General features: G+C 48.8%; 15 protein-coding genes. 10 read left to right on the top strand and 5 right to left on the bottom strand.

The genetic code is table 11. The annotated features are described in order from the left end of the window. Positions 1–108: 108 nt before the first annotated feature. Both rho and trxA read right to left on the bottom strand, forming a co-directional pair. Positions 109–1,377, bottom strand: a complete 1,269-nt coding sequence (gene rho / locus E2B99_RS04990) for a transcription termination factor Rho (RefSeq protein WP_134243849.1) — start codon at positions 1,375–1,377, stop codon at positions 109–111. 550 nt (positions 1,378–1,927) lie between these two features. Continuing rightward, complete coding sequence (gene trxA, locus E2B99_RS04995; RefSeq protein WP_134243850.1) at positions 1,928–2,254, bottom strand: thioredoxin; 327 nt, start codon at positions 2,252–2,254, stop codon at positions 1,928–1,930. Positions 2,255–2,536: 282 nt separating this feature from the next. Here trxA and ppx point away from each other — a divergent pair, with 282 nt between their 5' ends. From ppx to E2B99_RS05025, 6 genes are all read left to right on the top strand, one after another. Then, positions 2,537–4,096 (top strand): exopolyphosphatase, encoded by a 1,560-nt coding sequence (gene ppx / locus E2B99_RS05000; RefSeq protein WP_134243851.1) that lies wholly within the window; start codon positions 2,537–2,539, stop codon positions 4,094–4,096. A gap of 22 nt (positions 4,097–4,118) precedes the next feature. After that, positions 4,119–4,934: an acetyl-CoA carboxylase carboxyltransferase subunit alpha gene (locus tag E2B99_RS05005; protein WP_240687741.1), complete on the top strand. Its 816-nt coding sequence runs from the start codon at positions 4,119–4,121 to the stop codon at positions 4,932–4,934. Further along, positions 4,862–6,223 carry a tRNA lysidine(34) synthetase TilS gene (gene tilS, locus E2B99_RS05010; protein WP_134243852.1) on the top strand — a complete coding sequence of 454 codons (1,362 nt, stop codon included), beginning with the start codon at positions 4,862–4,864 and terminating at the stop codon, positions 6,221–6,223. Before E2B99_RS05005 ends, tilS begins: the two co-directional genes overlap by 73 nt. Before the next feature lie 76 nt (positions 6,224–6,299). Further along, positions 6,300–7,493: a serine hydrolase domain-containing protein gene (locus tag E2B99_RS05015; protein ID WP_166738989.1), complete on the top strand. Its 1,194-nt coding sequence runs from the start codon at positions 6,300–6,302 to the stop codon at positions 7,491–7,493. A gap of 30 nt (positions 7,494–7,523) precedes the next feature. After that, complete coding sequence (gene proC / locus E2B99_RS05020; protein WP_134243854.1) at positions 7,524–8,411, top strand: pyrroline-5-carboxylate reductase; 888 nt, start codon at positions 7,524–7,526, stop codon at positions 8,409–8,411. Positions 8,412–8,501: 90 nt separating this feature from the next. Continuing rightward, complete coding sequence (locus E2B99_RS05025; protein WP_134243855.1) at positions 8,502–9,077, top strand: YggT family protein; 576 nt, start codon at positions 8,502–8,504, stop codon at positions 9,075–9,077. A gap of 125 nt (positions 9,078–9,202) precedes the next feature. Here E2B99_RS05025 and polA read toward each other — a convergent pair whose 3' ends face one another. Beyond that, positions 9,203–11,953 carry a DNA polymerase I gene (gene polA / locus E2B99_RS05030; RefSeq protein WP_134243878.1) on the bottom strand — a complete coding sequence of 917 codons (2,751 nt, stop codon included), beginning with the start codon at positions 11,951–11,953 and terminating at the stop codon, positions 9,203–9,205. A gap of 539 nt (positions 11,954–12,492) precedes the next feature. Between polA and E2B99_RS05035 the strand changes: the two genes are divergently transcribed. Both E2B99_RS05035 and E2B99_RS05040 read left to right on the top strand, forming a co-directional pair. Next, positions 12,493–15,333 carry a DUF2339 domain-containing protein gene (locus E2B99_RS05035; RefSeq protein ID WP_134243856.1) on the top strand — a complete coding sequence of 947 codons (2,841 nt, stop codon included), beginning with the start codon at positions 12,493–12,495 and terminating at the stop codon, positions 15,331–15,333. Between the two features lie 9 nt (positions 15,334–15,342). Further along, on the top strand, positions 15,343–16,668 hold the full coding sequence (locus E2B99_RS05040) for a DUF3999 family protein (RefSeq protein ID WP_134243857.1): 1,326 nt from the start codon (positions 15,343–15,345) through the stop codon (positions 16,666–16,668). Positions 16,669–16,691: 23 nt separating this feature from the next. Here the strand turns inward: E2B99_RS05040 and E2B99_RS05045 are convergent, their stop codons facing one another. Both E2B99_RS05045 and E2B99_RS05050 read right to left on the bottom strand, forming a co-directional pair. Beyond that, positions 16,692–17,633, bottom strand: a complete 942-nt coding sequence (locus E2B99_RS05045) for a mechanosensitive ion channel family protein (protein WP_134243858.1) — start codon at positions 17,631–17,633, stop codon at positions 16,692–16,694. Between the two features lie 91 nt (positions 17,634–17,724). Further along, positions 17,725–18,558: a hypothetical protein gene (locus E2B99_RS05050; RefSeq protein ID WP_240687734.1), complete on the bottom strand. Its 834-nt coding sequence runs from the start codon at positions 18,556–18,558 to the stop codon at positions 17,725–17,727. A 142-nt stretch (positions 18,559–18,700) separates the two neighbouring features. On the opposite strand from E2B99_RS05050, the gene gspE reads away from it, so the two are divergent. After that, positions 18,701–20,182: a type II secretion system ATPase GspE gene (gene gspE, locus E2B99_RS05055; protein WP_134243859.1), complete on the top strand. Its 1,482-nt coding sequence runs from the start codon at positions 18,701–18,703 to the stop codon at positions 20,180–20,182. 121 nt (positions 20,183–20,303) lie between these two features. Beyond that, entirely contained in the window at positions 20,304–21,665 is a 1,362-nt protein-coding gene (locus tag E2B99_RS05060; RefSeq protein WP_134243860.1) for a GIY-YIG nuclease family protein, read from the top strand. Positions 21,666–21,784: the final 119 nt, after the last annotated feature.

A 21,784-nucleotide genomic window follows, 5' to 3' on the forward strand; every position in this document is an offset into this window, starting at 1 on the left:
TTTGCCTGAAAAATGAATGAATAAGTCAACTTGATACTTTCAGCGCAATGAGGTCAATAAAAAAGCACTTTAACGCAAGCATTAAAGTGCTTTTGGAAGCAGCAATCCTTAGGTTGAGGACTTACGCTTCATCTGATCAAAAAACTCATCATTGGTTTTGGAGTCTTTCATACGGTCCAGCAGGAATTCAATGGCGGCCAGTTCATCCATTGGATGCAATAACTTACGCAAAATCCAGACTTTACGCAGGTTGTCCTCATCCATCAGGCGCTCTTCACGACGGGTGCCTGATTTCTTGATATTCATGGCCGGGAAGACGCGTTTTTCAGCAATACGGCGATCCAGATTGATTTCCTGGTTACCTGTTCCCTTGAATTCCTCAAAAATCACTTCGTCCATTTTGCTGCCCGTATCAATCAAGGCGGTGGCAATAATGGTGAGGCTGCCGCCTTCTTCGATATTACGTGCTGCACCAAAGAAGCGTTTTGGGCGCTCCAGCGCATGGGCGTCCACGCCACCGGTCAGTACCTTGCCGGAGGATGGAATTACAGTATTGTAGGCACGGGCCAGACGGGTAATCGAATCCAGCAGAATGACCACATCCTTTTTGTGCTCAACCAGACGCTTGGCTTTTTCAATCACCATTTCAGCCACCTGAATATGGCGCGCCGGTGGTTCATCAAAGGTGGAAGCAACCACTTCGCCACGTACGGTGCGTTCCATTTCGGTCACTTCTTCCGGACGTTCATCAATCAGCAAAACAATCAGGAAAGCTTCCGGATTATTGCGGGTAATTGATTGGGCAATGCTTTGCAGCAGCATGGTTTTACCGGCTTTAGGTGGTGCTACAATAATAGAGCGCTGGCCTTTACCAATCGGGGCAATCAGGTCAACCACACGAGAAGTTAAATCCTCGGTAGTACCATTGCCCAGCTCCATGACCATTTGTTCGGTTGGGAACAATGGCGTCAGGTTTTCAAATAGAATCTTGTTGCGCGAATTTTCCGGCGTATCATAATTAATCTGATTAACTTTGAGCAGGGCAAAATAGCGTTCACCTTCTTTGGGCGGACGAATGGTGCCAGTAATGGTATCGCCCGTGCGCAGGTTAAAACGGCGGATTTGCGAAGGACTTACGTAGATATCGTCCGGGCCAGCCAGGTAAGACCCTGCTGCCGAGCGCAAAAATCCAAAACCGTCTGATAAAATCTCCAGAACGCCATCACCAAAAATTTCTTCACCATTCATGGCATGTCGTTTGAGAATCGCAAAAATAATGTCTTGCTTGCGATTACGCGCCATGCCTTCAAGACCCATGAACTCGGCAATTTGAATGAGTTCACCAATTGGTTTTTTCTTCAGTTCAGTAAGATTCATAGAGGTTCAGATGTGGATAAAAATAGGGGATACAAACGCAGCAACAGATTGCAAGGGTGCGCCTCGGTAAGATAAGGATGTACAAAAATGCATTTTTACCTGCTTTATGCTGAGCAAGTTAAAAACCACCAGTAGATAACGAAAGCGAAAAGTCGAAAGACAATTTCAGGTGCCGAACGGCTATTCTCCGAATGATAAAAATGATTCCATCATTCAAGCGGCAAGTGACTTGCCTTAATCTTCATGACACTATAAAACCCTGATCCTGTATTTGTCAATATTTGTTCAATGTCAACTTGTCAAAACGCATTAGACTTTTTGCCTGGCTTGAGCGCTTGGTCAGCTGGCTAAGCAATATTGGCAATAAAATCAAGATCAAATAGGGCGTAAGAATTTGGCTTGAGCAAAGTTTTGATTGAATGCAGAAATTAAAATACTAGAAATAAATTGATGGGGAACGTATTAAGCAGACATCGTGAGAAAATACCGTCCGTGAACAGGGTCAGGGACGGTAAAGCATCATTGTTTCGGTAGAAGCAACAATCTGGGCTTAGATATTCTGGTCGATGAATGCAGCCAGTTTGGAGCGGGGCTGTGCACCGACTTGCTGGGCAACGGCCTGGCCATCTTTGAAAATCAGCAGGGCAGGAATGTTGCGGATGTTGTATTGAACCGCTGTGTCTTCACAGGAGGTGACGTCAACTTTAACAATCTTCAGCTTGCCAGCATATTCGTTGGCTAAATCTTCCAGTACAGGAGCAATGGCTTTACAAGGCGCACACCAGCCAGCCCAGAAGTCTACCAGTACAGGCACATCAGACTCTAACACGTCTGCTTTAAAATCTTGGTCAGTTGTATTGACGATACCAGTCATAATTTTACTCCGGTGATATAATGGATCATGCTACAGATTATGATGTACATCATTAAGCGCATGATACCGCTAAGGTTTGCTTATTGTCAGTGACATTGTTAGTTTTGTCCAATGGATGCTTTCGATTTTGTGTATCGTTTTAGGCAATCAATTGTTTTTTGAGTATTGATGCTGTCAGAAGCTGGATATGCGATAAACTGGTTTCACATATTGCCAATACTGGCTTTTCTTTCCTAAAAGGGTGCTTTACCCTGTATGGGCTTAGGGTGGAGTAAATAAATCAACATGTCTGATTTTCTAGCAGAAGAAGAGTTACTGGCAGCCATTGATATGGGCTCAAACAGTTTCCATCTGGCGATTGCCCGTCTGGATCATGGCGAAGTACGCAAAGTGGCGTCCATGTCGGAGAAAGTCCAGCTGGCGGCAGGGCTTGATGAAAATAACCATCTGAATGAAGCTGCCCAGCAGCGGGGTCTGGAGTGCTTGAGTCGCTTTGTGGGACGTCTTGGCGCGGTAACGCCCAACCGGCTTAGAATTGTGGCCACCAATGCCCTACGGCAGGCAGAGAATTCACAGGAATTTATGCAGCGCGCTGCCGAGATTTTGCCAAAGCCTATTGAAATCATTGCAGGCCGTGAAGAAGCCCGGCTGATTTATCTGGGGGTGTCACATACCATGGCCAATGGCGGACGCCGTCTGGTGGTGGATATTGGGGGCGGTTCTACCGAGTTTATTATTGGTGAGGACTTTGAACCGATTCATACCGAATCGCTGCAAATGGGTTGTGTGGCCTATACCAAGGCTTTTTTTGCTGATGGCAGTATTAGTCCCAAGGCCTTTGAGCGGGCAGTGGCCGCAGCCAAAAAGGAAATCCGGGCAATTGCCAGCACCTATCAGGCTACTGGCTGGGATACGGTGGTGGGTTCCAGTGGCACAATCAAGGCCTGCCGTCAGGTGCTGGTGAGCCTTGGCCTGAGCGATGCGCAGGAAAATATTCTATATGAAGGCTTGCAGGTGCTTAAAGACCGCCTGCTAAAGGTCAGTGACATTAAACAAATAGATTTTGAGGGACTGCGCGACGACCGCCGTGCCGTATTGCCCGCTGGCCTGGCAATTTTATGGGCTATTTTTGATGTGCTGAAGCTGGATAAAATGGCCTATTCCGATGGGGCACTGCGTGAAGGCGTAATGTACGACCTGCTGGGCCGCTTCCGCCACGAGGACATCCGGGATCGCAGTGTGCAGGCCATGATGGCGCGCTATCATGCTGATCAGCGCCAAGCCGAGCGTGTAGTGAATACCGCACGGCATTTATTTGAACAGGTTGCTCCTGCCTTGCAACTGGATGCCGACAGTGCTGATTTGTTACGCCGTGCCGCATATCTCCATGAAGTTGGCCTGGCAATCAGTCATGGTGGCTATCATCGTCATGGCGCCTATCTGCTACAGCATTCGGATATTCCGGGATTTTCACAGGTAGATCAGAGCCGTTTGGCCCTGCTGGTAGCAAATCATCGCCGCAAGCTCAAGGCTGACCAACAGGAACAGGTACTGAAAAGTGGTGGCTTGCCACTATTACATTTGTGTCTGTTATTGCGTCTGGCTGTTTTGTTGCACCATAGCCGCAGTGACCAGCAGGTGCCGGAAGTGCAGCTTAGTGTTAAAGACAGCCACACCTGGCAACTGGGCATTAATGACCACGGCCAAGCCAATTTGTTGTTCCTCAGCGATTTGCAGGAAGAACAGCAACAATTTGCGCATTGGGGGATTCATCTGGAAATCCTGAATACAGCCCTGACACTTCATACATCGCCACTTCATACACCGGGGCAGGAGGCAGAATAAATTGATAAAAGCGGAACCCAATGTGCTTGCTGCCTGGAAAACAGTGCAAATTGCAAGGCATCCTGAACGGCCACAGTTTCTGGATTATGTCAGTGAGCTGTTTAGTGAGTTTGATCCGCTGCATGGTGACCGCCTGTACGGTGACGATGGTGCCATGATTGGCGGCTTGGCCCGTTTTGATGGTCAGCCGGTAATGGTACTGGGACAGCATAAGGGCCGGAGTACCCGCGAGCGCCTGCAACACAATTTTGGCATGTGCAATCCGGAGGGTTATCGCAAATCACTGCGCCTGTTTGAAATGGCCGAGCATTACGGCCTGCCGGTTTTTACCTTTATTGATACCATGGGTGCTTATCCCGGTGTAGGTGCCGAGGAGCGCGGACAGGCCGAAGCAATTGCACGTAATCTGGCGGCATTGTCCCGCCTGAAAGTTCCGGTAATTGCCACAGTGATTGGCGAGGGTGGTTCTGGTGGCGCCGTGGCAATTGGGGTGGCCGACCGGGTAATCATGCTGTCACACAGTATTTATTCGGTAATTTCACCCGAAGGCTGTGCGGCCATTTTGTGGAAAACCAATGAAAAGGCAGCTCAGGCCAGTGAAGCCATGGCCATTACTGCAGATCGTTTATACAGTCTGGGTATTGTGGAGCATGTCATTGATGAGGGCGAGGGCGCGCATTTACAGCCACTGGTGGTGATGGAGCGCTTGCATCAGGTATTGCGTGATTCGCTGGATGAACTGTTATTAATGGAGAGTGAAGCGCGATGCCAGGCACGCTATCAACGTCTGATGCGTTTTGGCAGCAGCCAGTTACAAAACAGCTCCAGCAGCAACTAAACCAGTTTGCGCCACAACAGCAATTTCTGGTGGCATGCAGTGGTGGCCGCGACTCCCTGAGTCTGGCTTGCGCACTGCATTTGCTGTGTCCAGGCCGGGTTCGTGTTGCCCATATCAATCATCAATTGCAGGCCCCTTCTAGCCAGTGGGCCAACTGGCTGGCGGCGCAATGCCAGCAATGGCAGCTTCCCTGTGTCATTCAGCCTGTTGAGGTGGCGGCTGGTAACCTTGAGGCCGAAGCCCGCAAAGTGCGTTATCATGCCTTGTTTAGTCTGCTGCAAAATAATGAAATTCTGGTGCTGGGCCATCACCAGCAGGATCAGGCTGAAACCCTGTTTTTGCGCATGTTGTCCGGCAGCGGGGTAAAAGGCTTGTCGGCCATGAAAACACGCGAGCAGCGCCAGCTTGAGTCCGGACAAAACGTAGGGTTATGGCGGCCATTGCTGGATTGTTCGCGTCAGCAGATTACCGAGCTGGCAGCATTAATTTGCCCGGACTATATTGATGATCCGGCGAATGCTCAGGACAATTTTGACCGGGTGTTTTTGCGTCAGCAGGTTTGGCCATTACTTAAAAGGCGCTGGCCTGCCCTAGATAGCACGCTGAACCGCACGGCTTTGCTGATGCAGGATAGTCAGGAGATTTTACAGGACGTCCAGATGCAGGACTGGTTACAGTGTGGTGACCACAATGTACTGGATATCCATGCCCTTGAACGGTTAAGTCAGCCCCGACAGCGCTTGTTACTATTACGCTGGATGCAGGGCGCTGAGCAATATGCACCAGCCTTTCATCTGGTTGAAGAGGTTCGGCAAACCCTGCTCAATGCGCGGCAGGATGCAAGCCCGAAGGTGGTATGGCAGGGCTGGCAATTCCGGCGTTACCAGCATCAACTGTATCGCCTGCCACAGCAATTGCCAAAAGCACAGGATTTACAGGTGCTATGGCCCTGTGGACAAGTACTTGAATTACCCACAGGCCAGTGGCAGTGGCAGCAACAGGAACTTGGTTTTCCGGCCCAATACATGGAGCAGCCATTTTTATTGCAGGCCCGTCGTGGCGGTGAGGTCATGCATGTGCAGGGAAGGGCTGGTCACTGGCCGCTAAAAAAATGCTTGCAGGAAGCCAGAATTCCGCCATGGCAACGTGAGCAGGTGCAGCTGTGTTATATGCAAGATCAACTTTTGGGTGCATTAACAACGCAGGGCTTTTGGGTCAATCAGCAGCAAACTCTGGTTAAGGACGGCTGGTTACCTGTGTTAGTCCCTAACCCTGCTTTTCCAGCATAATTTTCAGACCTGGCTTTTGGACATAGCTTTCAAACATAACGCTAAAACATGATTTTAAAAAAGGATGCGCCCATACATGAAAGACAATACCAATCAAACCAACAGGCAGGCAAAGGGATTTATGCCGTATTTAAGCAATCAGGTACAGTATGCACAGCGGGTATTGGGTTCGCAGCGCATTCAGCCCATTACCCAAAGCAACTGGTATCAACCGCGCGAAACGGTACTGGGTAACCCGGCAGGACAGCCGGCATTCTTACCGTTAACTGAGCAGTTTCCGCTATCTACACAAGACTGGCAAAACATTGACCAGTATTTATTAAATCATCAGACCCGTGCCTTTTTGGTATTGTGGAAAGGGCAACTGGTACATCAGTTTTATCATCAGTTTAAGCCGCATTATCAGTTTAATTCGATGTCCATGCTCAAGACACTAGTGGCATTATTAATTGGAATTGCCATTGATCAGGGGTTGATTGCAGGCGTTCATGTAAAAGCAGCTGAGTTTTTACCAGAATGGCAACATGATGCGCGCCGTGACATTACCATTGAACATTTGCTCAGCATGCAGTCGGGGCTTAAGAGTGATGTCAAGCTGGACGCCAGAACCTGGGTGCTGCCAGTGATTCCATTGTATCTGGGCAATGAGATCGAGCGCACGGCGCTGGCCTTGCCTTCGGTTGCGCCACCGGGACAATATTTTGAATATAATAATTACAATACCCAGCTATTGGGCATTATTTTACAGCGTGCCTCAGGCTTAACGGCTGCACAATTTCTCAGCAAGTATTTGTGGCAGCCATTACACTGTCACTCAGGTTTTTTATGGTTAGATAAGCCGCACGGTCAGGCCAGAACCTTTGGGGCTTTTTTTGCACAGCCAGAGGACTGGTTGCGCGTGGGCCAGTTATTTGTGAATCGCGGCAGCTTTCAGGGGCAGCAAATTGTGTCTGCGCAGTGGCTGGAACAAATGCAGATTCCACGCAATACGCCTGCACGTGGCGTGATGGATGGCCGCGCCGATTACGGCTACCAGTTATGGCTCAAAGCCCATGATTATGGCCTGATCCGTGGTATTCCGTGGTTTGAGGCCACCCATGCCACTACGGCATTTCATGATGATGCGCTATTTTACCTTGAAGGCTTGCGTGGTCAGTGCTTGTTTATTCATCCCCACCATGATCTGGTGGTGTTGCGAATGGGCGAACGGCCTAAAAAAGACTGGGACATGAGCTGGATGATTAACCAGCTTTGTGCAGTCTTAAATTAATTTTAGTTATTGAGTACAACAGAGTTCACCATGCACCTTACGACAGATTCAACAGCAACAGCAACAGCAACAGCTACAACTACAACAGAAAGCCCAATTCGTTCCGAAGGTAAAATTGCCTTCATTGGTGGTGGCAATATGGCACAGGCACTGATTGGCGGTTTGCTGGCCCAGCAATTCAATCCCGCTGATATTATTGTGTCAGAGCCGGTAGAAGCGCTGCATGCGACCTTGCGCCAGCTTGGCGTACAGGTCACTACAGATAACCAGCAGGCCATCACGGATGCTGCGGTGGTGATTCTGGCAGTCAAGCCACAGGTAATGGCAGAAGTACTGATGCCATTGCGTGAACAATTTAAGAATCAGTTAATTATTTCAATTGCAGCGGGTGTTACTATTTCTACCTTGTCACGCCTGCTGGGTGACTATCCACGCATTGTGCGTGCCATGCCCAATACACCGGCGCTGATTCAAACCGGCGCAACAGGACTGTATGCTACAACGGCGGTAGATACGGCAGACCGTACACTGGCCACCAACATATTACAGGCCGCCGGTCTGGTATTGTGGGTGGAGCAAGAGCAGCAACTGGATGCCGTGACTGCTGTTTCTGGTTCAGGCCCAGCTTACTTTTTTTATCTGATGGAAGCCATGATTCAGGCCGGGCAGGATCTGGGCTTAACGGAAGCACAAGCCAGGGCGCTTACCCTGCAAACGGCACTGGGGGCAGCCAAAATGGCGGTGAGCAGTCCGCATGCGCCAGACCAGTTGCGTAAAAATGTGACTTCACCCAACGGCACTACCCAGGCAGCTATTGAAACCATGGATACTGCTCACGTGAATGTGCATATTCAACAGGCCTTGCAGGCTGCTGCCACACGCAGTGCAGAATTAGCCATTGCACTGGCATCAAAGTAGTACCATGGTAATGTGGCGGTAAAGATTGTGTTGCATCAAGGCTACACTGGGTCAAGACGCGTTAGTTAAATTTAAATCTGGAACGAATGCATGGAACCACTTTCTTCGGTTTTGTTTAATCTTGTGATTAACATTGCAACACTGTTGATTTTTTTACGTTTTATCATGCAACTGGCGGCGGTGGATTATTTTAATCCGGTGGTTCAGGCCACTGTTAAAGCCACACCAGTGGTGGATATGTTTAGCCGGATTTTGCCCACAGTTGCCAATGGCCGCCTGAATCTGGCTGCGCTGGTGTTGCTGATTTTGCTCAAGCTGCTGGATTTGATGGGCAATGCGTATTTGAATGGATTGCCAGCACCATTACCTGCCGAGCTGTTAGTGGCGACTTTTTTATCGCTGATTCAGGGCTTACTGCGTTTTTGCCGCTACATTATTTTTGGTTCCATTATTTTAAGCTGGGTGACGGTATTTACCAATGCACGCTCGCCATTTATTGATGTGGTGTGGCAACTGGCCGAACCCTTGCTGGCGCCGTTTCGCCGGATTTTGCCCAATACTGGCCCGCTGGACTTTTCACCCATTGTGGCTTTGCTGGCGATTTATATTGCCGAGCAGCTCATGGCGCAGGCAGCCATGGTATTAATTGCTTCCGTAGGCTATTAATTAAAAATTTATATTCACAGGTTAAACAAAAAACCGCTGTCATCATCTGAGCAGCGGTTTTTGCTTTAAGGCCTTTTATGATGAAGGCCACGGTTCTAGGCTAGGGGTTTCAGGCTAATGTTCTTTTAGCCATGCGCATCTTCCCAATTGCAGCCTTTGCCCACTTCCACCAGCAACGGCACATCAATTTGCACCACATCCTGCATGACTTGCGCCAGTTCAGGGGCTAACGTATCGGCAATGGCGTCATCCACCTCAAACACCAGTTCATCATGCACCTGTAGCAGTAACATGGCTTGATCCTTGGGCAAAATACGGTCAACCGCAATCATGGCTTTTTTGATGATATCGGCAGCCGAGCCTTGTAGTGGCGCATTAATAGCAGCGCGTTCTGCGGCCTGACGTACCATGGCATTGCGGGCGTTGACATCCGGGGTATATAGGCGGCGACCCATCAGGGTTTCTACAAAGCCCTGTTCAGACGCTAGCTTGCGGGTGCGTTGCATGTATTCATAGACACCCGGATAACGGGCAAAATACTGGTTAATGTAAGATTGTGATTCCTGCCGCGATAGCTTGAGCTGCTTGGACAAGCCAAACGACGACATGCCATAGAGCAGACCAAAGTTAATGGTTTTGGCCTGGCGGCGCTGGTCATTGGTTACGTCTTCGAGGGCAATGCCCAGTACCTCGGCAGCAGTGGCCTGGTGAATGTCCAGCCCTTGCTGGAAAGCACGCAGCAAGGCTTCATCCTGTGAAAAATGAGCCATCAGGCGTAGTTCAATTTGGGAATAATCCGCTGCCAGCAGTACACGGCCTTGTGGTGCAATAAAGGCCTTGCGGATTTGCCGCCCGGTTTGCCCGCGAATGGGAATGTTTTGCAGGTTAGGATCCGTCGAGGACAAACGCCCAGTGGCTGTGACCGCCTGATGATAGCTGGTGTGTACCCGGTTAGTACCCGGATCGGCTTGTGCAATCAGGCGATCGGTATAGGTGCTTTTTAGCTTGCACAGGCTGCGGTGTTCCAGCACTGTGGCCGCAATCGGGTGATCAATTTTTTCAAGCACGGCTTCACCCGTGGCATACTGGCCGCTCGCAGTTTTCTTACCGCCAGCAATCCCAATCTTTTCAAACAGGATTTCACCAAGCTGCTTGGGCGAGGACACATTAAAAGGCTGGCCTGCCATTTCAATAACCTGCTGTTCCAGGGTGTCAATTTGTCCAGAAAATTCATCGCCCAGCTTGGCCAGAAATTCGGTATCCAGCTTGATACCACAGCGTTCCATGTGGGTTAAAATTTGCGCCACCGGCAGTTCCAGCTTGAGCAGCAATTGTTCCAGTGCCGGGTCTTCCTTCAGCTTTCGGCGAAACACTTCATACAAGCGGTAAGTCACATGGGCATCTTCACAGGCATACGGTGCAGCCTGTTCTAAAGGTACCTGATTAAAGGTGAGCTGCTTGACACCCTTGCCAGCCACATCTTCAAAGGTGATGGTCATGTGGCTTAAGTACAGGCGCGCCACATCATCCATGCCATGCCGGGTTGCTGTTGGATTAAGCACATAAGAGGCCAGCATGGTGTCAAACACCCAACCTGTTAAATTAATGCCGTGATTTTTAAACACATGCGCGTCATATTTTAAATGATGGCCAATCTTGCCAATGGCTGCATTTTCAAAATAGGGCTTAAGCTGAGCCAGAATGGTTTCGCGATTTAACTGTTCGGGCGCATCCAGATAATCATGCGCCAGTGGAATATAAAACGCATCCTGTGCGTCAAAGGCAAATGAAAGGCCAACAATTTGTGCCTTGCGATAATCCAGACTGGTGGTTTCGGTATCAATGACAAAATGATCAGCATTTTGCAGCCAGGCAAAAAAGTCATCAAACTGGGCTTGCGTTAAAATGGTGTGATAGTGTGCCGTACCCAGCTTGTCATCACTGCTGCTGCTTTCTGACTGGCTTTCAAAAGTCTGGCTGGCCTGTTGCTGGCGCTGTTCAGTCTGGATTGCCATCCGGTCCGGATTATTCGGATGCTCCAGCGACTGTAGCTGGCTTCTAAATTCCAGCTCGGTATACAAACGGCGCAGCTCCTCAACATTCGGATTGCCTAGCTTCAATTCACTCCAGTCCAGTCCAACCGGCAGGTCACAAATAATGGTGGCGAGCTGGTGATTCAGTGGAATGCTGTCCTGATGGTCACGGATATTCTGGCCAAGCTTGCCTTTGATGTTGTCCAGATTTTGCAGGATGCCATCAATATTCTGATATTCCTGCAACAGCTTGGCTGCAGTTTTGGTGCCCACACCGGGAATGCCCTGAATGCCATCAGAGGCATCGCCCATCAGGGTCAGATAATCCACAATTTGCTGTGGCCAGACGCCAAATTTCTCAAACACGCCCTGCGTATCTAGCACGCGGTCGCGAAAGCTGTCTTCCAGATTCACACAATCATTCACCAGCTGCGCCATGTCCTTGTCGCCCGTAGAAATCAGCACGTGGTGACCTTGTTCACAGGCGCGCTTGGTTAGGGTTCCCATCAGGTCGTCGGCTTCAACGCCGGGCAGGGTGAGCAGGGGAATGCCCAGTGCACGGATCACCGCATGCAAATAGGGAATTTGTTCTGCCAGCTCAGAGGGCATCGGCGGGCGGTTACCCTTGTAAGTACTGGACAGTTTATGGCGAAACGTCGGTTCTGGGGTATCAAACACCACGGCCATGTGCGTGGGTTGCAGGCGGCGCATCAGTTTTTGCAGGGCAGACAATGCACCGCGCACGGCATTGGTGGTAAGTCCGGTGGAGGTGGTTAACGGTGGCAATGCATGAAATGCCCGAAACAGGTAATACGAACCATCAACCAGTACAAAAGGGGGCATGTCATCTTTCATCATGTAAAGTAACCATTTTTTAAAAAGTAGAATTAAATTCTGGCGGGCAGGATGCGCATCACCACATTGGTTGTGTTCCAGCCGGACCTAAGCAGAATAACATGAAAAAACCTGAAAATAAGTGCGATACCAGTGCTACATCAGCGTGGAGACGTACTGGCAAAGAACACTGTTTTTAACGATGTAGCACAGTACTAATGCCAGAAATTCAGGCGCAATCCGGCAAAAAACCGCCTATAGAAAAGCAGGATTAAAATCTTGAATGTGGCTATTAATATGGAGCAAAAACTGCAAATTTCAACCCGGATTTCATGCCTGTTACCGTGTTGAATATGGCTTTTATCAGTAATTTATGGCCGGGGTTTAAACCAATAAAGATGTGGATTAAAGCAGTAGTTAGTCGCTAAAAAAATAGCATGACGAGTGAGAATTTTGCCATTTGCTTCATTTAGCCTTTACATAAACTAAATTTTTAATCTATTGCTTTGCGGTACGATGAAAAATAAGTAAAACAAGGATAATGTTCGATGTTTCATTTGTCGTTTTGGGCCATTCTGGTGTTTTTACTGCCACTGGCCTTGGCTATTGTGGCACTGGTGACCAGCCTAAGAACCCAGCGTCAACTGGAACAGGACGTTAGCCGACTGGAGCAACTGTTAAAAACTACCATTCAGCAGTCGCAAAACTATCAACAGGCTTCTCGGCAAACTATAGCTGCATCGGCTCAAGCAGATTCTAGCCAGCAAGTTTCCACTCATCAACCATCAATACCCGATGACATCCCCGTCACAGCACATTCACTGGAAAGTCAGGTGCCTGTTGAAGCTACTGTTACATCACAAGCCAGTTCCATTGACGAGGATTTAATAAATTCAGCGCCATCAGAGCCAAAAGGGCAAACTGCACATCCTGCCAAAGCTGCATGGCCGCAAGCCACTTCACCTGCACGCCCACAGTTGCTGGAACCGGATGAACAATCCCTGAGTGTGGTGACGTCCATTTGGCATTCCTTTATGCAATGGTTTAAAGGCGGTAATGCCATTGTACGAATTGGGGTGATTGTGCTGCTGGTTGGCGTAGTTTTACTGCTGAGGCTGGCCAATGACCTGCTGACTATTCCGATTGAAGTGCGGCTCGGTGCAGTGGCGATTGGTGGCGTTGCACTCACGTTGATTGGCCTAAAGCTACGGCAAAACCGGCGCAGCTATGCTATTAGCATTCAGGGCGCTGGCCTAGCCATTGTGTACTTTACCCTGTTTGCCGCGTTTCGCCTGTATGAAGTATTACCGGCCAGTTTGACGTTTGGCCTGTTGGCAATTCTGGCAATTGTTAGTGCGGCACTGGCACTGATGCAAAATGCCTTGCCCTTAGCCTTGCTGGCCTTTGGCGGGGGGTTTCTAGCGCCGCTATTGACCTCAACCGGAAGCAATAATCTGGTAGGACTGTTTAGCTATTATTTAATCCTGAATCTGGCACTGGCCTGGATGGCGCATTATAAAACCTGGAAGGTGTTAAACGTGCTGGGGGCAGGCATGACCTTTGGCATGGCGGGCTATCTGGGCTGGAACAGCTATGACGACAGCATGCGCTGGCCACTGGAAGGCTTGCTGCTGGCGCATCTGGCACTGTATTTATTTATTGTGGTGCGTTATAGCCAGCAACTGGCAACCGTGCCAGCTAATGAATCGGTGCGTATTGCCCCGGTCGATAGCAGCCTGCTGTTTGGCGTGCCACTGATGGGTTTTGCCCTGCAAGATGGCCTGCTGCATGACATTCCCTATGCACTGGCGCTAAGTAGCGCGGTGCTGTCGGGGCTGTATCTGGCATTGGGTTACAAGCTGTTTTACCAGAACCGGAAACTGGTGCTGTTGACCGAAGGCGTATTGGCGCTGGGCATTGGCTTTATGGCACTGGTAATTCCATTGGCATTAGATGCGCAGTGGACCGCAGTGGGCTGGTCGGTTCAGGGAGCTGCACTGGTGTGGCTGGGCAAGCGGCAAAACCGCATCTGGTCAATCCGCTTTGGCGTGTTGCTGGAAGCCTTAAGCACACTGGCGCTGCTGTGGCTGTCGTTTGATGGCGAGGAACTGCTGTTGCCACTGGTGGTGTATAGCGTGTGCCTGTTTATTTGTGCCTTGCTGGTGCGTAAGCAGAATTATCAGGCCCTGTCAGGGGTAAATCTGTCATTAACTCTCTTTCAACCTGCCTTTTTAATACTGGTATGGGCATTTGCAGCCAGTCAGGTCATGCTGCATGAGCTGGAACAATGGAGCATGGGTCATCAGGTTTACTGGCCCTTGCACCAGTTGCAATTTAGTTTGTATCCACTAATATTTATATTTTTGGCAATGCTGGCCAGCTGGCGTTTTTACTGGCCGCAGCTTAGCTTGTTAATCCGGCTGATTCTGGCTGCACTCACCCTGCATGCTGCTGGTATCTGGCTTGATTATGGGCATCTGTTTACCCATCGACCCCTGCTTGTACTAACCATGCTTGGCTATACAGTGTTTGGTGTGTTGGCCATTCAGCGACTTTCCCGACAGGCAGTCTACGCCAATACCCTGCAACAACCCGTGTCTTCTACCCAGCAGCATGACCTGTCTAGCCGTGTTGAGCAGGCCATCTGGGCACTGGGCTTATTGATTTATAGCAGCGTACTGTTACAAGTTTACTGGATCAAACAGCCGATGGTTGCCATGATCATTTTGCCACTGGGATTCATGGCAACAGTGTTACTGGTTAAAAAACCATTGTTGCTCATTCAGCGCCACACGCTGCTGCATGATTTAAGTATTCCAGTGAGTGTGGCGCTGTTTGGCTGGATGATGGCTGCCAGTTGGCTGTCCAGTGGGCAAATTGGCGGTTTACCGTATGTACCTATACTGAATGTGCTGGACATCTGCCTGATTGGTGCTGGTTTGGTGATTTACCGCTTAATGATGGATTTGCCACCAGCATTGGTAAAACTGGCACAGGCTGGATTAGGTATTGCTGCATTTTTTAGCTTGACCAGCCTGATTATCCGCACCTTGCACCAATGGGCAGGTACACCACTATGGGAAAATGGCGCATGGCAGGTTGATCTGGTGCAAACCAGCCTCACCATTATCTGGACCTTATGTGCCCTGATACTAACAGGCTTGGCCAGTCGCTATGGCTGGCGGCAGGTATGGCTGGCAGGCATTGCCTTGCTGGCCGTAGTGCTAATCAAGCTATTGCTGGTGGATTTATCCAATGTGGCAGCCATTGCACGCATTGTGTCTTTTATTGGCGCAGGCTTGATGATGCTGCTGATTGGTTATATTGCGCCTTTACCGCCTGTAAAAATAGCAGAAACTCCACCATCTTCACCCGATTCCAGGGAATAGGGGCCAGATATGACTTTCAAACTGTTTATTACTGCTGGCCTCTGGAGCTGGCTGATCACTGCCCATGCGGCAACGAGCCAGCTCAGCACACCAATTGTTGAAAAAAACCTGCAAGGTGTGCAGCAGCTTGAGCTGAATTTGGCCAATATTGCTGCCTATCTTGAACAGCCCCGGCAGTTATCGGTAGTGGATGCCAACCGGCAGGTCATGCCTATGCGCATCATGCAACCTGTGCTCAAGCCCAAAAAAACCACCTTTCCCTTACAGGTATATCGTTGGCCGGCACAAGCAGTATTTAATAATCCTGCGGCTTTGAATCAGCTTCAGCTTCAGTTAAAGCAAGGTGAGCAGCAGGCTGTGGTGACCTGGCCGGGCCAGCCGGATTTGAGTCTGATTCAAGCTGGTATAGATCAAAGCTGGCTACTGGCTGCACCGCCATTGCCAGAGCAGCCTGCTGGTCAGATGCGCGCCGAAGCACTGCTATTGAGCTGGAACAGTAATGATTTTTCCAGTCAGGTGCAGGTAGAGGGCAGCGATAATCTGGTGGACTGGCAATTTGCTGGCTTGGGACAGGTGCTACAAACGCACGATGCCAAAGGTCAAAAACTCATGCAGCAGCGGGTCGACATCCGGCAATATTATCAATTCTGGCGGTTGCGTTTTGACCAGCCGCTGGCGCTACAGCAGGTGCAGCTTCAGGCCAGCTTTCCTGCCATGCCAGCGTGGCAACAGCAGGAATTCCAGTTTCAAAAAACCAGCGAACCTTCACTCCATGAATCATCACCACAATGGCAGCTTCGGTTGCCGTATTCGATTGCTATTCAGAAAATGCAGTTTGATGTACCTGCCAATCAGCTATGGCAGGTAACGGTACTGGCCAAATTGCCACAGCAGGGTCGTGAGGTTTGGCAGCAAGTAGGACAGGCTGAGCTGTATCGGAACAAACAGGGTAACAGTACCGAAAATCGCGTAAACCAGATTGAGTTTAACCAGCCAGTCATGGCATGTGAATGGCGGGTGCAAATTGAAGCACCGCTGAATCTGTCCCGTGTACCAGTGCAGGTGTTTGCCCCCGAAACCGTGCTGTATTTTCTGGCACAGGGCACCGCACCTTACCAACTGGTGACTAACCCGCAAGGCAGCCGTATGCCCCCACGGTTGCCTGAAAAGCTTAATCCCGTGGGCAAGGTGCATCTGGGTAATACCATTGTAATCGTGAAGCCGGTGTCCACCCGGCAATATGGCTTGTGGGTAGGGCTAATTCTGCTGGTCGGCGTACTGGCAGTTGCCGCATGGCGTTTATACAAAACCATGCAACAACCGGGGAATCCCTGATCAAAAATAGCCGCCTGGACTCATTAGCGTCGGGGGGTGGGGCCAAGTGGCGGGTTATTCATAGACTGGGCGTTAAGATTAGGGCCTTGCAAATGCTCTGCCGAAATCATGCCATCCGGATCACTCAAACCCTGATGCAAATCAATTTTCGGCACCGGGATCTCAATGTGATTACGGATAAAGTCATCCTTGATCATTTCCTGAATTTCATCGCGCACTGTTAAAAAATTCTCGCGCCGGGTCCAGACTGCAAACATCAGCTCAATGGTGGATTCACGAAAGGCAGTGACGGTAACGCGTGGCTTGGGTTCATCCAGTACCAGCGGATATTCGCTGGCCAGATTCAGGAGCACCTGCCGTACCTTGCTCATGTCTTCCTGAAAGGCAATCGCCAGTGTAATGGGAATGCGCCGGATTGGAAAACGTGACAGGTTTTGCACCGGCGTGCGAATCAATTGCTCATTGGGCACCCGGATAAAAATATTGTCCACTGTACGCAACTTAATGGATAGCAGGTCAATGGAAATTACTTCGCCTTCAATTACATAGCCACGAATCAGAGTCATTTGAATCAGATCACCCACTTCAAACGAACCTTCACCAATCAGGAACAGCCCACTAATCAGGTTGGACGCTGAAGTTTGTGAGGCAAAACCAAATGCCACGGTTAAAATACCTGCCGCGCCTAGAAAAACACTGAGCTTAAACCCAGCTTCGCGCAGGCTGGTAATCAGGAACAGCATAAAAATGAAATAAAAAATTCCACGGCGCCAGACCAGCCGCTGATGGGCATTAAAGCGAAAGCCAATAGTGCGGATAAAGGCATTGCTCATCAAGCGCGCCACAAAAAACCCGAGCGTGAGCATTACCAGAGCGACCAGAATATCTTCCAGACGATCGGTTTTAATTCCGCTCACCATGCCAGTAAAGGTACTTTTGAGTTGTTCTGTAATATCCAGCGCCATTCATTCAATCCAGTGACCAAGGTGGAATAAGTTCAACAATAGGGTCAGTGCGAAGTCCACTATTCAAAAACTATAATAAAACAGGCTAATGCTAAAAAAAGCTGTCAAACATATGAAACAGGCCAGCTTCACCAATCCGTGGCGGCTGAATAAAAGCCACCTGACCCGCCTGCGGCGGTGTACGGTTTTCAATCCGGATGCGTGGGGGGCGGTTGGGTGTGTCTTGTACTACCCGGATTTGTGACGTCCAGATGCGGCCACTATCACTACAGTGAAAGAGGGGCAAAGCCTGTACAGGCAGGTTCATGCGATCCAGTTGTAATAGCGTGCTACTGGTATTGTGGAAATGCACAGGCGTTACTGCGCGAAAAGCACGGGGTACTAACTGCTTTAAGTCAGTACGGCCTTCCACTGGTGTGGCATAGCACAACTCGCCTTTAATGGTATCCGGGCCAAACCAGGAATCCTTGGGGCGGTTAATGGCAATATCAAATAGCGGTTCCCGTTGGCCGCCAACAAAACCTGCCATCCAGAGTGGGGTACTGACAAACAGCGTCCCTTGCTGGCCTGCCGGAATAAAAATGGGATTAATGGGTTTTACAATCACCGAACGGTCAGCCAGCCGAGGATACAGCGACAGCGAATCACCAGTATGCGCAAACATATAGCGTTCCAGTACGGTTGGCTCGCTAAAGGCTGTATCAATATCCAGTATTTCCCAGTCCTGCATGTTTTCATTCTGATGGCGTGGACGGTGATACTCCAGTTGCCATTCATTAATATTGCGACTAATGCGCACATACAGCGAACCCAGCCGCCATGCCCGGGACTGCCCCACCATAAAGCTCAATGGCCCCCACCACGGTGCTAGCGGCGAATGTTCAGGAGAGGCGTGGTGTAGCAGCGTATCAGGGATCAAAGTCATGGCCTGTATTGCAAAAATCCGGGTTTGGTAAAGGCGTTAAAAGATAGCTGAAGAAATCGGACAATAAAAGAATAGTGGCGCTTTAATCAGCCAGATGCTTAGAGTACACTCATTGTTCCTGTTAATAAAAATGGAATTTGTCGTGCAATTGCTTCGTCAGGCTCAGCTTCCCTACAGTTATGCCAAACGTCATGGTGTGCTACTCCAGTTTGACGGTGAGCAGGCCATTATCGTGCGTCGGCAAAATGCGCCCCTACCGGCACTCACCGAAGCCCGCCGCTTTCTGGGTGCAACTGCTTCTTATAAAACCGTGGCTGACGAAGAATTTTCACGTCTGCTGGCTTCATCATTTGCGGGTGATACCGGAGAGTCGCAACAGGTTGCAGCGGGTCTGGAAGATCACCCCGATTTGTTAAGCCTTGCCGATCAGGTACCAGAAACCGAAGACCTGATGGATCAGGAAGATGATGCACCGATTATCCGTCTGATCAATGCCTTGCTGAGCGAAGCCATTCGTCTGGGCGCGTCCGATATTCATATTGAATCGTTTGAAAAACGCCTTTCGGTACGCTTGCGGGTGGATGGACAATTGCGTGAAATTGTACAACCGCGCCGGGAATTAGCACCGTTGCTGGTCTCGCGTATTAAAGTCATGGCACGACTGGACATTGCCGAAAAACGCATTCCACAGGATGGGCGTATTTCATTGCGTCTGGCGGGCCGGGAAGTGGATGTGCGAGTGTCAACCTTGCCGTCCAGTCATGGTGAGCGCGTGGTGATGCGTCTTTTAGATAAGCAGGCAGGCCGCCTCAACATGACTCATCTGGGCCTGATGAAAGATGACTATGAGCGCCTGACGCATTTGATTCACCGTCCACATGGCATTATTCTGGTCACTGGCCCGACCGGTTCTGGTAAAACCACCACCCTGTATGCCGCACTCACTGACCTAAACGATAATACCCGCAATATTTTAACGGCCGAAGACCCGATTGAGTACCAGCTTGAAGGCATTGGACAGACCCAGGTCAATACCAAGGTCGACATGACCTTTGCCCGTTCCTTGCGTGCCATGTTGCGTCAAGACCCGGATGTGGTGATGGTGGGTGAAATCCGCGATCTGGAAACCGCTGAAATTGCCGTGCAGGCCTCGTTAACAGGCCATTTGGTGCTTTCCACCCTACACACCAATACCGCAGTTGGCGCAGTAACTCGTTTGAAAGACATGGGGATTGAGCCATTCTTGCTCTCTTCTTCCTTAATTGGCGTGATTGCCCAGCGATTAGTACGTACGCTTTGCAAGCATTGTCATACATGGCGCGAAGCAGACAGCTACGAGCAGCAATTGTTTAGTCAGGTGCAGTTGACTGAACCCTTAAAAATTCCAGTGGCGCAGGGCTGTGAACAATGCAACCAGCTTGGTTTTAATGGCCGTACTGCGATCTATGAAGTGGTACCCGTCGATGATGCCATGCGTCGCCTGATTCATGGCAATGCCGCCGAGCATGAACTGGAAGCCTATGCGCGTAGTTATGCGCCTTCCATTCGACATGATGGCTTGCTGAAAGTCTTGCAGGGTAAAACCACGGTAGAAGAAGTACTGCGAGCCACGCAGGAAGAGTAATTATATTATTTGGCTCTTTTAAAATAAGGGCTGCGTCAAATTTTGTCGCATCCCACTGGTATTAGAATGATAAATAGAGAAAAATGGCTTATTCAAAAATATTAATAGTAGGAATGATAAAGTGAATTTAATTGATCTTTTACCCCTAGCTGGAATTGATATTTCCAAATCAATAAAGATTATACGCCACAGTAGTAAAGATAATGAGATTGTTAAGGTTTTCACTGAGAATCGGGAAGTTCTGGAACAGTATCAAGCCTTACAAAAGCCGAATCTATTAAACTGTGATTATGTGGTTTCCTGTATTAAAGATAAAAACAGAACAATTGTTCAAGCGGTATATGCAGTAGAAGGACATCGGGCTGCACAGCCAGCTGATATACCCAGTCATACGCTTATTCAGGAATTAATGAAAAAAGAGGATATTCAGCAGTTAAGTTATACGCTATTAAAACGTGTTAATTCATTTGAAGAGTTGGAACAACGCATTGTGATTGACTGGGGAAAATCAGCAATCTCATGGCAACAATCTCTAAATAATAATCCTAAGCCAGTCATTGAGATACGCGCAAAAGGAAAAATTGAAGAATTTCTGGATTACGATCAAGTTCTGTTAACTTATCACCAATTACAGGACATGGTTAAGTATCCTGAAGCCAACCGCGAATGGCATCAAATGTTATCCGTTAATGGGATCTATTTAATTTCAAATAATAAAACAGGACAACTTTATGTTGGCTCTGCCTATGGAGTAAATGGGATTTTAGGACGCTGGCGCGACTATGCAATCACAGGGCATGGTGGAAATGAGCGATTAAAGCATTTAATGAAGCACGATCAATATGCTATGCAGGACATGCAATATTCAATTTTGACGACTGTTGCAAGCAATAAAACCAACAAAGAAATTGTGAATCTGGAAAATTTTTATAAGAAAAAGTTGGGTAAGTCGGCTGTTACCCTTAACCATGAAGGGTATATGAGCGATGAGGTTCAAGCTGAGCGCCGAAAATTATTGCTGAATTATCTACAGCAGTTTCTAGATGAGCAGCAGGTAACTGATAAATCTACCGAGCTTCCTTCAACCAAATACAGCAAGGTTAATCTGACCAATACTGAAAAGCTATTTTATGCCTTTATTTCAGAAGATGGTATTAATGAATTACTGTTAGTAAAACAATTAAAAATAGGTCATTACAGTCTTTATCTTGAGTTTGGACTGGATGGAAAGCGCCATTTGGTTACACAGCCGTGGCAGCGAGAATACCTGCTAGAGTTAAATCAACTACCTAAGCAAGATGGAATAATTATTAATAGCGAAGTCAGGGAAATTGGAGTTATAGATAAAAGTGATCCTGCCTATGATCAACTTACAGTGGAGGGTAGATTGGGATATGGGCACAGTAATGATGAAACTGAGTTTAAGGAAATTATTGCGCAGTTATCAGGTAAAGATGGCTGGTATGATGCTTATATGTATTAGTTCCGATCTGATCGGACAAAGATCTTGAAAAAGAGAAAGTTACCCGTTTAGATAAAGGTGTCGAATCTTAATCAAACAAAGGTAACTTTCTGATGTTGTATACTACCAATCAAATCATC

Origin of the sequence: Alkanindiges illinoisensis (assembly GCF_004377485.1) — a bacterium.
GTDB lineage: Bacteria > Pseudomonadota > Gammaproteobacteria > Pseudomonadales > Moraxellaceae > Alkanindiges > Alkanindiges illinoisensis_A.

Coding starts and splice junctions, on each gene's coding strand:
- rho (WP_134243849.1), bottom strand. CDS start 1,377: ATGAATCTTACTGAACTGAAGAAAAAACCAATTGGTGAACTCATTCAA.
- ppx (WP_134243851.1), top strand. CDS start 2,537: ATGTCTGATTTTCTAGCAGAAGAAGAGTTACTGGCAGCCATTGATATG.
- tilS (WP_134243852.1), top strand. CDS start 4,862: ATGCCAGGCACGCTATCAACGTCTGATGCGTTTTGGCAGCAGCCAGTT.
- E2B99_RS05015 (WP_166738989.1), top strand. CDS start 6,300: ATGAAAGACAATACCAATCAAACCAACAGGCAGGCAAAGGGATTTATG.
- proC (WP_134243854.1), top strand. CDS start 7,524: ATGCACCTTACGACAGATTCAACAGCAACAGCAACAGCAACAGCTACA.
- E2B99_RS05025 (WP_134243855.1), top strand. CDS start 8,502: ATGGAACCACTTTCTTCGGTTTTGTTTAATCTTGTGATTAACATTGCA.
- polA (WP_134243878.1), bottom strand. CDS start 11,953: ATGCCCCCTTTTGTACTGGTTGATGGTTCGTATTACCTGTTTCGGGCA.
- E2B99_RS05035 (WP_134243856.1), top strand. CDS start 12,493: ATGTTTCATTTGTCGTTTTGGGCCATTCTGGTGTTTTTACTGCCACTG.
- E2B99_RS05040 (WP_134243857.1), top strand. CDS start 15,343: ATGACTTTCAAACTGTTTATTACTGCTGGCCTCTGGAGCTGGCTGATC.
- E2B99_RS05045 (WP_134243858.1), bottom strand. CDS start 17,633: ATGGCGCTGGATATTACAGAACAACTCAAAAGTACCTTTACTGGCATG.
- E2B99_RS05050 (WP_240687734.1), bottom strand. CDS start 18,558: ATGACTTTGATCCCTGATACGCTGCTACACCACGCCTCTCCTGAACAT.